This is a genomic window from Pseudanabaena yagii GIHE-NHR1, from assembly GCF_012863495.1.
GTDB classification, from domain to species: domain Bacteria; phylum Cyanobacteriota; class Cyanobacteriia; order Pseudanabaenales; family Pseudanabaenaceae; genus Pseudanabaena; species Pseudanabaena yagii.
Genome location: NZ_JAAVJL010000001.1, coordinates 1,677,299 through 1,688,731, shown reverse-complemented (window position 1 = coordinate 1,688,731; position 11,433 = coordinate 1,677,299). Strand labels below are relative to the sequence as shown.

The window sequence follows — 11,433 nt, the reverse complement described above, 5'->3', positions numbered from 1 at the left end:
GTACTGTGTCGCTGCATGGTGGGGCACTTATACTAAGATCCATGTCAGAATCGTTGTAACATCAATCAATATCAGCAAAACCATAGATTAACCGCTAAATACATGAGCTTAATGCCCAAGCATTTGCCTAAAAACTCTTTAACAACTGCCAAGATTTATAAAAAAGTACCTCTACGCCAGCTGCGTCAATGGTGCTTTTTTGCGAGCTTAACGATCGCACTCCTATCAGGGTGTCAGAACCAATCAACACCAACGCCCAGTGCGACATCGACTCCCACTGCCAAACCAACTGCGGCGATCGCTAAGGAACCTGAAGGCATTTTAGAGAGGGTGAAAGCCCGTGGCAAAGTGATCTGTGGTGTAAACGGCAAATTACCGGGGTTCAGCTATGTTGATGACAAAGGTGTTTGGAGTGGATTAGATGTAGACTATTGCAGAGCGATCGCGGCGGCTGTCTTGGGGGATGCTAAAGCCGTTGATTTTAGACCATTGCTAGCTAAGGATCGATTTACCTCTGTCCAAAATGGAGAAGTCGATATCTTAATGCGAAATACGACCCGCACATTAACCCGTGATGTCACTCCCAATATTTCCTTTGCACCCACAACTTTTTTTGATGGTCAGGGTGTAATGATAAGAATCGGTGCAAAACCTAATGCACCCAATAGTTCGTCCAGTAGCTCACCCAGTAGCTCACCTAGTCCAAGCACAACTTCTACTGATTCAACCACAACTTCCCCCACCCCTACCAGTACTCCCACTTCTGACAAGGCTAGTAAGTTCGACTCCAAGGATAGTAAATCCGATAAGCAGGCAAAATCTAATGAAGATAACACCCCATCGCTAAAGGAAGTAACTGGTAAAAAAGTCTGTGTGGAAACAGGCATCAATGCCACCAATCTTGAATCGTCGATGAAAGAAGCCAGCATTGATATGGAGTCGATGATTTTACCTGATATGGATAGTGTCTTGAATGCCTATGCCAAGGGTGACTGTGATGCAATCTCTTCGGAAAAATCGCAACTTGCTGCATGGAGGAGCAAGCTACCACGTCCTGCGGATCACAAAATTCTGGATGTCAGCTTTTCTAAGGAACCCCTAAGCCCTGTAATAGTCGGAAATGATAAACGCTGGCGCGATGTTGTAACTTGGGTCGTTTATGCCACCTTTTATGCTGAAGAATTGGGCATCAGCATGGACAACTACAATATTTTTAAAGAGACCAAAAATCCTGAAGTATCAAGATTTCTCGGTACATCCGACTCACTGGGCATTGAGTTAGGACTTGCTCCAGACTGGACAACTCAAATTCTCAAGCAAGTGGGCAACTACAGCGATATCTATAGTCGCAATCTTTCACCACTAGATATCCCTCGCGGTATAAATCGTACTTGGAAGCAAGGTGGTTTACTCTATTCGATGCCTTTTAGATAAATTAATGCCACGCGGCGAGTTTCTGAGAGAGAGTTTGCTATGCAAACCCTCTCTCTCAGTCCAAAACCAAAAGCCTTGCTTAGCAAGGCTTTTGGTTTTGGACTTGTAAAATTTTCAAGCTTATAGCAGTTCTAAATAAGGTAAAAGAGGCTTCGACTCCGCTCAGCCATCTATATACGTTGGCTGAGCGGAGTCGAAGCCCTATTTTTTATTTGAATTATCTATAACTCACCTTACGCAGATGGAAGATTTGCCCTCACCCCCCAGCCCCCTCTCCCGCAAGGCGAGGGGGAGAAAGATTTAATTATTTTCTTGTTCCCCTCTCCTGCGGGAGAGGGGCTAGGGGTGAGGTCTTTACTAACCTTCTGCGTAAGATGACATCTATAACTCAAACTGATGTTGAGTAAATTTTTTGTGGCACAGTTTCACTGTGCTACAAAAAATTTGATTTTAGCCAGTTTTGATTAGTTCCTGTACCCAGAAAACCGCAGTAGCACTCAGAATGGCGATCGCCCATTCAACGCCACTTAGAGGTACAGTTGACATCATGTCACCAAACCAAGGCAGTTGCACAAACATCACTTGGCAAACCGCAACAAAGGATATACCTAGCAACAGTGGCAAATTGCTCAAAATGCTATGGCGAGCGATCGCACAGGCATGGAACACTGGACTGAAGGCAAGTGTGATAAATGCCATCGATCTTGCCTGTGAAAACATGGCAGCTTGCCCTTGATATTTCAACCAAAAGACTACAGCAATGGCAGTGATCGTTGCAGAGACCGCTAGCAAAATCCGTAGATAATTGCTAGGGCGGAGCATGGTTTGAAAACGCCGTGCTGGCTGGAATAGGAGACTCTCGTGGGTAGGCTCTAATACTAGAGGAAATGCAACAATCGGAGTAGCGATCGCGCCGACCCAGATTAATTGCAATGGGGGGATGGAGAAACCTGCGGCGGTATCCATCAGCGTCAGTACAGCTAAGGTAAAGGAACTCGAAGCAGTAAGTAGAGCCGTCCGTTGTAAGCGGTCAAAGATAGCGCGTCCTTCGAGAATTGCGATCGGTAAATAATGGAAGTCTTCTTTAGGCAAAATCAGCCCAGAGCTATCCTGTAGTTCCTTGCGGCAGGTGCGATCGCAAATTCCCACATCCGCTAAGCGCAAGAGGGGAATATCTTCAATATCACTGCCAATTACCGCAACAGCATCCCTTGTTTTTGGCGGATCGCCTTGCCATTGCCGAATTTTCTCTTGCGGTGCATCAAAGTAACTATGGATATCAATGCCAATTACTTCGCTAAAGGCTTGAGCATCTTCTTCAGAAGTTCTAAGCAGTCCCCGCCACTCAATCCCTGCTCGCCGCAAATTATCAAAGCTTAGCACCACATCTGATTCTAGAATTGGCACAATTGTCGTTACTCTGGCTAGACCATCTAAAACCGATGGAAATCTTGCCCAAATGCGCTGTTTAGCAAGATCCCGCATTCCTAATAGTTGCACCTGTGTGGCGATGCGGAGCAGATTTTGCGGATAGGTACTCACAATCAGGGCAGCAGCAGTCATCGCATTAATGACGATTCCGCGTTGCCATGCAAAGGCGATCGCAATCAGTGTCACTAATCCCAATAGGCATAACCACACTTGTCGTAGTTGGCGCAGTTCTACATGGACAGCCGAAAATGAACGTTCTTTAATCAGGGAAATTTGCTCATAGGTAAATCGCCCCGTAGCAATTACTACTCCCTTAGCTGTTCCTGAAGAAATTTCCGTTCCCGCATAAACCATATTTCCCTGTTCAAGTGGTGGCGTATTTTCTTCAAAGGAGAGCAATTGCTTAGGACAAATTGCTTCACCTCCTAAATTAGTTTGATTAACGAGAAAATCCTCTGACACTTCCAGTAGACGGATATCCACATTTGGGCGATCGCCTTCCCTTAGGATCAGAACATCGCCAAGTACCAAATCCCTCGATGGTATTTCCATCTCTTCTTGATCGCGTAGAACAATCACTGAATTAGACAGATCATTTTGATGGCGTTGAGGACGATCTCGGCTCACTTTCTCGCGCGTTTTCATTGCCCACAAAGAGATCCCAATGCCAATTAATCCATGCAAGACTCCCACTAAAATTAAAGCCCATCCTTCAGCTCCATTCCATTGCAGATAAATAGCCGCAATCAATAGCAGATAGGTCAAGGGATCAAGCAAAGGTTGTAATAGGACTTTGCTAATTGGACGCGATCGCGGTAGTTTATTTGCCCCCAGATACCGCAATCTTTGCCTTGCATTGACATAGGATAAACCTTCTACCGCCGACTCCAACGATGTCAATACCTGCTCCACATCCATGTGATGCCAAGATTTGTGAGTATCCGATAGAAAGTCAAATTTTGTCATTGGTTAATCCTACTATTTTGCTTGCTGCAATAACTTCAATTGTTGCTGCACTTGCAGTTTTACTTCTTGCGCTTTCAAATAAACTGTAGTTCCATTTTGGACTTTCTCTAAGTCATTGTTAATTGCCATAAAACTAGCGATCGCTTGATTACGATTAAGATCTTTACCATCCTTGGGCAAACTTGCCCACAAAGTTGTTAGTTTCTGGTTTGCCCGATCCAGAGCTTGGACTGATTCCTGCTCATTTTTTAAGCGTACCTTTACTTCTGAAAGACTAGCACGATATTCTGCAAGACGCTTTTGCGCCTCAGCATAACCAACTACATCTTCTGAGGGGATATTTTTAAGGCGTTGAATTGCCTCCTCCCACATACCCGCAACCTCAATCCAGCGATCGCTAGAATGGGGCGGATTCCGACCTGCCTCGGCAGCTTTTTTCGCAAATTCCTCAGCCCCACCTAGCAGATAGGTCACCTTCTCATTCCCAATGGTCAGTCCTGCTAATGCTTTTAAATCTCTTGTAGATGTATTGACTAACTGCTGAGCCTTACGACCTGCCAATGTCTGCGGAGGAATCTGACTTAGTTGATCGATCGCCGCTTGCCAATTCTGGACAGCCAATTTTTTGTCTACAGGTGATGTCGCCTGTTGTAACTGTACCTTTGCAAGCGCCACTGTTTTTTCAGCTTCAGTCAGTGAGATCTGAGCATTTTTCTCTTGAAAAACCTTTGCCTCTAGCTGTCCTGCCTTAATCCTTGCCCCCTGTAAACCCGCAGGCGAAAACTCCCAATAGCCCCAATATCCCCGCGAATAGTCTGCCCAGTCAGCAACATACCATGCAGGAATAGCATCTAGGGCGCTTTTACCATCCTTGAGCTTTAACTCTCCTCGATCTAAGTCAGCCGCACTAGTTGGTGATTCAATTAACTGTCTAGCTTCCTCAATAGTTGCCTGTCCTTTTTTAAAATTTGCATCGATCACCATATTGCTAGGCAAGAGCAATATAGGTACAGTTTTCGATACTGGTTGGCGAATTACAGGATAGGGTAGATTCACCACATAAATGATTCCCGCAGGAACACCCAGTAAAATCCCAGTCCAAAATAATCTTTTCCCAAATTTCTTAAACCCGCCGTTATTTTGAGGAGGATCGATAGACTTGGTTGACAAAGCTTGGGGCGATCGCGTCAAGGATGCCTCTAGTTCTGTATAACGTTGGGCTGCTGAACTTTGCGGTGTTTGAGGTTGGGGAGGCGTTGAGCTAGGATTTGCAATAACTTGGATATCTGGATCACATCCTCCCCCCTGTTGAGGATGTTTCCATTTCGCAAACATTGAATTAAGAATACCCATGAGTATTTCCCAAAGCGGATATGCTTATTATAATTAGAGTCGGCATCAAGAATTGCTAAGTAGTTAGACATAAAACCTAAAACCCAAATTTCTGTTTCGCCCGCATAGCGGGCGAAACAGAAATTTGGGTTTGGTTTATAACTATGCTGAGCTACTTACTACTTTTTTGAACTTTACTGACCATCGCTACAATTTGCCCAACTACTTTGCTGTTTTAGTTTATCCCATATGATTAGTGTGATTACCCCTGTATACAATAGTGAACAATTTATTGAAGGTTGCATCCAAAATGTGATCGAACAAGAGTGCAATCAAGTTGAGCACATAATTATCGATGGTAATTCTACAGATAGAACCGTAGAAATCATCAAGAAATACGCTAACCAATATCAACATCTTAAATGGATTTCTGAGCCAGACCAAGGTCAATCGGATGCCATGAATAAAGGAATCTCTATGGCAAATGGTTCCATAATCTCATTTTTAAATGTAGACGATTATTATAGTCCCAATGTCTTAAATAGGGTTTTAGAAGTATTTACTTCTCTTCTAGAACCAAGCTTGTTAGTTGGTAATTGCAATGTATGGAATGAGAAGGGAGAGATTATCGAAGTTAATAAACCCCATCGATTAAGTTTATTTGATCTCTTAACAGTACAATTTCCCAATAACTTTCAAGTTCAAATGCCAACTAATCCATCGGCGTATTTTTATCATACTTCTCTACATCAAAAAATTGGGTTGTACAATACTCAAGAACATTACGCTTTGGATATCGACTTTCTATTGCGGGCTGTTCAAGTTGCTACAACAATATATTTAGATGAAGACTTTGGTAATTATCGATTTATTCCTGGTACTAAAACATTTCAAGATGCCCAAAATAATCAAAGATGGCAAAGGTTTGTTAATTTATTAAAGTCCTATGAAAAAGATTTATCGGGTATGCTCCGAATTAAGTTTTATGCTTTAGGGACATACATAAAGATTAAGCATCGTTTGTGGCTATTGAAGAGGTCTTTTATGGCTGTAGTCAGTAATATTATGACAAAAAACAAACCCCAGTAAGTAGGTGGGTGCAATTAAATATAAAACCCCAAAACCTGTGGCGCACACGCAGCGTGCGTCACAGGTTTTGGCTCTGGTTTTTAATTATGCCCACCTACTTAGAGAGTTTCGGCACTTAACATCGCAACTCTTTACTGGGGTTGTCTTAATCTATAGCAATGTAAGTTTTGCTTAGGACATAAAACCCAAATAAGTGAAGGCGGCACCGAAGTGCCGCCTTCACTTATTTGGGTTTTGATTTGTCCTAGCTATCTCTTACATTGCTATAGCTGACTAAAGATTTTTAACGTCAGTTCGGGTTAAACTGGCAAATTTTAAAAGCACAAAAGTAAAAGCCTTGCTTGCGTAACAAGGCTTTTACTTTTGTGCTTTGAGAGAGGGTTTGCGTAGCAAACCCTCTCTCAAAGCACGTTGCAAATTATTCTGAACTCGCGCTAGTTTAGATTAAGCCTTTTAAAGTAATAACAACTCGATCTTGCTGTTCTTCGCTCAATTCAGGAAACATTGGCAAGGATAAAACGCGATCGCAAATATCTTCAGTAACTGGGAAAGTACCTTTTGTATAGCCTAAGTCCTTGTAAACAGATTGCAAATGTAGAGGCAAAGGATAATAGATCATCGTGATAATATCTTGCTCGCGCAACTTAGCTTGAATATCATTACGCTTACCATCACCAATGCATATCGTGTACTGATTCCAGACACTTCCCGGACAATGATGAGGAGTCACGAGATTAGGGATATTAGCTTCCTTGAGCAGTTGTGTATAGCGATCGCTAATTTCCCGTCGTTGAGCATTCCACTTATCTAGATAGGGCAACTTCACCTGCAAGAGTGCAGCTTGCAGTGAATCAAGGCGTGAATTCATCCCAATATATTCATGATAATAGCGTTGGGGACTACCATGTTCACGCAAAATTCTCAGCTTTTTATCAATTTCTGCATTATTGGTAGTCATCATGCCACCATCCCCACAACCTCCCAAATTTTTGGTGGGGTAAAAGCTAAAACAACCTACATCCCCGATATTTCCCACCTTTTCCCCATTAGAGATTGCTCCTGTCGCTTGAGCGCAGTCTTCAATCACATAAAGATTATGTTTTTTAGCGATCGCCATCAGCTTTGGCATATCCACAGGACGACCAAACAGGTGTACAGGCATGATTGCCTTGGTGCGCTCAGTAATTGCAGCCTCTAGTAGATCTAGATTTAGGTTAAAGCTATGGGCTTCAATATCAACAAATACAGGCTTTGCCCCTGCCATACTGATCGTCTCAGCACTGGCAAAAAACGTAAATGGTGAAGTGATTACTTCATCACCCTCCCCTACATCTAAAGCTCGCATTGCTAAATACAAGGCATCTGTACCTGAATTACAAGCGATGCCATGCTTTGAGCCAATATAACTAGCAAACTCACTCTCAAACTGACTTACAGTTTGTCCGCCAATATATTGCCCCGATGCGAGTACAGCTAAAGCTGCCTGATTTAAGCGATCGCCAATTTGTTGATACTGCTGCGATACATCAAAGGGAGGGATTTTGTTCACGTTGAAACGGTTCTAGATTATCTCGACTATTTTAAACGTTATCCAGCAACAATTAGCTTTTAGTTTCAGCATTATGGCGCTTGGCAGTAACTTTATATTTAAACTTAATTTTTAATAGCTGTGAAATATATACTCTTATAGCTTTCACAACTTCTTTATGAATTGAATAACATACATATAACTTCTATATATCTTTTTAATAACAAATTTGTCCTCAAGACTGTTTTTCAGTCATTAAAAGGGTGAATAATATTTATAATAAGTACTGTATAAAGCTTGATCCAGTTTCAACTTTAAGCTTTGAGTACTGCTATTTGATATTTGGAAGAATGAAATTATCATGTTCTGGACAGCAGATCGCATTTACTCTCAAGGTATTGAACAGGCTCAACAAAGAATTTACGAATTCTTTTTAGAAACTGTCCGCCGTCAAACACCAGATGAAGTGTTGGCAGTTTTTAAGTGCTTATTTATCAATTTTAATGATCAATCTAACCCTGAAATAACAGCCGCACTTGATCAAATTCTAACTGCTTATAATGAGAAAGAATTCTTTTATACATTAAAGCGTTGTTGCTATATCCTCATTAACAATTGGACTGTTAGTAATAACCGAGTTTATATTCAATCTCTAATTGATGTTTTCAAAGACTCCTCAATCTATAAAAAACCAACCTCAATTAAATTACGCACCTTAAGAATTTGGCTACAGTTTTTTATTAAAAGTGAAGATTTTAAAACCTTAAAATTATTTACAATCAGTCTGAATCCTGTCTCTAGTCTCGATCATAATTGGAGCAATCGCTTTGCTTCATATTTATTAACAGATCAATATACAAACCCTACAAGTTCCCTAGAACAAAGGCAAGCTGCTAATTTATTGGCACAGGAAATGAAGGCGAAGTTTCAGTTTAATCTAGCTATGTATACGGCAAGGTTAAGTAATCATCACTCCAGTCAAAGCAAACCTAATAACCCTACCAGCTTAAGTAGTAATGTTTTAAATCTAGTCACGCTTATGTTGACTAAAAATAGTGTCTTGAATTGTCAATCTCAAGCAAATAATTTCTTGGCAAGTATTAAAGAACTAACTTACTACGATTTTAAAGTTCGTTTGTTGCAGTATCTTGATTTTTCAATTGCTGATCCAGAAATATCGGAGACAGTACAAACTAAATTACATGATGATTTATTCAAATTGAAAGCAGAGCACCATGATCATTTAGTCAATCCATATTTGATTTTAAAAACTTCTAAATTTTTAATTAGTCAAATGACGAGTAGTGATCATGAGCATTTAACTGAACTATTTAATATTTTATTACATCATACTAATCCTCTTAATTTTGTAGTATTACTCCTCAAACTTCTCTTGATTAATGATGCTGTTCGTTCTCATTTAGAACTGAGAATCGCGTTGATTATCAAATACTACAGTAGATATAGTGAGTCAAAATGTAAGTCGGTAATTGCATTTATTGATATGCTCAATATTGCTTTGGCAGTTTATGCTGGAGAAACTCGCTATAATATTGTGAGAATGCATACCCATGAGACATCTATTTCTCAGGAGAAAGATATGCATCAAGATTCACAAATTTCTAAATTTGACGAAAAGAAGTATCGGATTTTTTCACAGGTTCGATAATTTAATTTTGAAAGCGCGGCTTAGCAGCGCTTTCAAAATTTTCTCTATTTTTTAATTCAGCGCAACGCGCTGTACTTTTTGAGGTTAACCCGCAAATTGTGTAGTATAGCAATAATGCGCTCTATTGCCGAACCCTTGAATCAATCTTATTTCCAGTCCGAATATTTACTCTTTGAACCAGCTACACCTGATCGCGATGCGGTGAATATTGTTTTTGCTTTTCCTAGCACCTACACTGTAGGGATTACGAGCTTGGGCTATCAAGGGGTTTGGGCAAATTTAGCCACACGATCGCAAGTTAATGTTCGGCGCTGGTTTACTGATGCCCATGAGGACTTACCGCGTCAGATTGAGATTTTGGGTTTCTCTTTTTCATGGGAATTGGATTATGTCAACATTCTTACTGCATTACAGAAGTTTGATATACCCATTGATACTTGCGATCGCACCGATGAACATCCCTTAGTATTCGGTGGTGGACCAGTTTTAACCGCCAATCCTGAACCATTTGCCGCATGGTTTGATATTGTCTTGCTCGGTGATGGCGAAGAATTAATTGGGAACTTCCTCAATGCTTATCAAGAAGTCCGTCATGCTAGTCGAGAAGTGAAATTGCGTCATTTAGCTAAACTAGAAGGAATTTATGTACCGCAACTCTACGAAGTAACCTATGAATCTGAGGATGGAGCGATCTCCTCAATTCAACCCATAGATTCTGATATTCCCGCAATCATCCATAAGCAAACCTATAAAGGAAATACTCTTTCAGCTTCCACTGTTGTTACCGAAAAAGCAGCTTGGGAGAGTATTTTTATGGTGGAAGTGGTAAGGAGTTGCCCAGAAATGTGTCGTTTCTGTTTAGCAAGTTACCTCACGCTTCCGTTTCGGACTGCCAATTTGGAAACCAGCTTAATTCCTGCGCTCGCCAAAGGATTAACTGTCACTAAACGTTTAGGGCTTCTTGGCGCATCAATTACTCAACATCCTGAGTTTGATGCTTTATTGGATTATCTTGCACAGCCACAATTTGATGATGTCCGTCTCAGCCTTGCCTCCGTTCGCACTAATACACTAACAGAAAAATTAGCGCGAATTCTCTCTAGCCGTGATAGTCGCTCTGTGACCATTGCGATCGAAAGTGGTTCTGAACGATTGCGAGAAATAATTAATAAGAAGTTGCACAATAATGAAATCAAACAAGCCGCGATCAATGCTCAGGCTGGGGGATTAAAGTCACTAAAGCTTTACGGTATGGCAGGTGTTCCGATGGAAAATGATGATGATATTGAGCAGACGATTGAGATGCTGCTTTCTCTTCGTAAAATTGCTCCAAAGCTCAAAATCACCTTTGGCTGTAGTACCTTTGTTCCTAAGTCTCATACCCCTTGGCAATGGCAGGGGGTTAGCACTACCGCCGAAAAGAAAATGCAGTATTTCCGTAAGAAACTTTTACCGAAAGGGATTGATTTTCGTCCTGAAAGTTACAAAGATTCAATTGTGCAAGCGCTGATTTCTAGAGGCGATCGCCGCTTGACCAAATTATTGCGCTTAGCTTGTAGCTATAGCGATGGTGATGTCCCTAGTGATGGTTCTTATAAACGTGCCTTTAAGGAATTGCGAGGACAGTTACCACCTTTATCTTGGTATGTCCATGAGAATTGGGATATTCAACAAGTTCTACCTTGGCAACATTTGCGGAGTGCTTTGCCCGTAGAGACATTGATTAAACATCGTGAAGCATCTTTTCTAAAGCAAGAAACCTTTTGAAATTATGGATTTGCCATAATTTCAAAAGGTTTCTTGCTTTATTGACCATACTTTTATAGTTGTCGCTTGTTAGGATATAAAACCCAAATAGTGTAAGGCGGCGCAAAGCGCTGCCTTACACTGTGAATAAGGGTTGTAAGCCACTTGTTTTTTTACGAATGATTTAGGATTACAATATAGTCTTTAAAAATAGCAGTTTTGTTTACAGCCTGTTGAG

The 11,433-nt window shown here is 41.1% G+C and carries 7 protein-coding genes; 4 read left to right on the top strand and 3 right to left on the bottom strand.

Annotated features, from left to right (window positions below):
• Positions 1-102: 102 nt before the first annotated feature.
• Positions 103-1,434: a transporter substrate-binding domain-containing protein gene (locus HC246_RS07830; RefSeq protein WP_169362894.1), complete on the top strand. Its 1,332-nt coding sequence runs from the start codon at positions 103-105 to the stop codon at positions 1,432-1,434.
• A gap of 450 nt (positions 1,435-1,884) precedes the next feature.
• On the opposite strand, the gene HC246_RS07825 is transcribed toward HC246_RS07830, so the two are convergent.
• Together HC246_RS07825 and HC246_RS07820 are read right to left on the bottom strand one after the other, a co-directional pair.
• The gene (locus HC246_RS07825; RefSeq protein ID WP_169362893.1) at positions 1,885-3,831 is read right to left on the bottom strand and encodes a P-type ATPase; all 1,947 of its coding nucleotides are present in this window, start codon (positions 3,829-3,831) and stop codon (positions 1,885-1,887) included.
• Positions 3,832-3,843: 12 nt separating this feature from the next.
• Positions 3,844-5,184 (bottom strand): hypothetical protein, encoded by a 1,341-nt coding sequence (locus HC246_RS07820; protein WP_169362892.1) that lies wholly within the window; start codon positions 5,182-5,184, stop codon positions 3,844-3,846.
• 228 nt (positions 5,185-5,412) lie between these two features.
• Here HC246_RS07820 and HC246_RS07815 point away from each other — a divergent pair, with 228 nt between their 5' ends.
• Positions 5,413-6,252 carry a glycosyltransferase family 2 protein gene (locus HC246_RS07815; RefSeq protein ID WP_169362891.1) on the top strand — a complete coding sequence of 280 codons (840 nt, stop codon included), beginning with the start codon at positions 5,413-5,415 and terminating at the stop codon, positions 6,250-6,252.
• Positions 6,253-6,691: 439 nt separating this feature from the next.
• On the opposite strand, the gene HC246_RS07810 is transcribed toward HC246_RS07815, so the two are convergent.
• Positions 6,692-7,801, bottom strand: coding sequence for a DegT/DnrJ/EryC1/StrS family aminotransferase (locus tag HC246_RS07810; protein WP_169362890.1), 1,110 nt, complete (start codon positions 7,799-7,801; stop codon positions 6,692-6,694).
• 340 nt (positions 7,802-8,141) lie between these two features.
• Here HC246_RS07810 and HC246_RS07805 point away from each other — a divergent pair, with 340 nt between their 5' ends.
• Both HC246_RS07805 and HC246_RS07800 read left to right on the top strand, forming a co-directional pair.
• Positions 8,142-9,449: a hypothetical protein gene (locus tag HC246_RS07805; protein WP_169362889.1), complete on the top strand. Its 1,308-nt coding sequence runs from the start codon at positions 8,142-8,144 to the stop codon at positions 9,447-9,449.
• A gap of 114 nt (positions 9,450-9,563) precedes the next feature.
• Positions 9,564-11,216: a B12-binding domain-containing radical SAM protein gene (locus tag HC246_RS07800; protein WP_169362888.1), complete on the top strand. Its 1,653-nt coding sequence runs from the start codon at positions 9,564-9,566 to the stop codon at positions 11,214-11,216.
• Positions 11,217-11,433 lie beyond the last annotated feature (217 nt).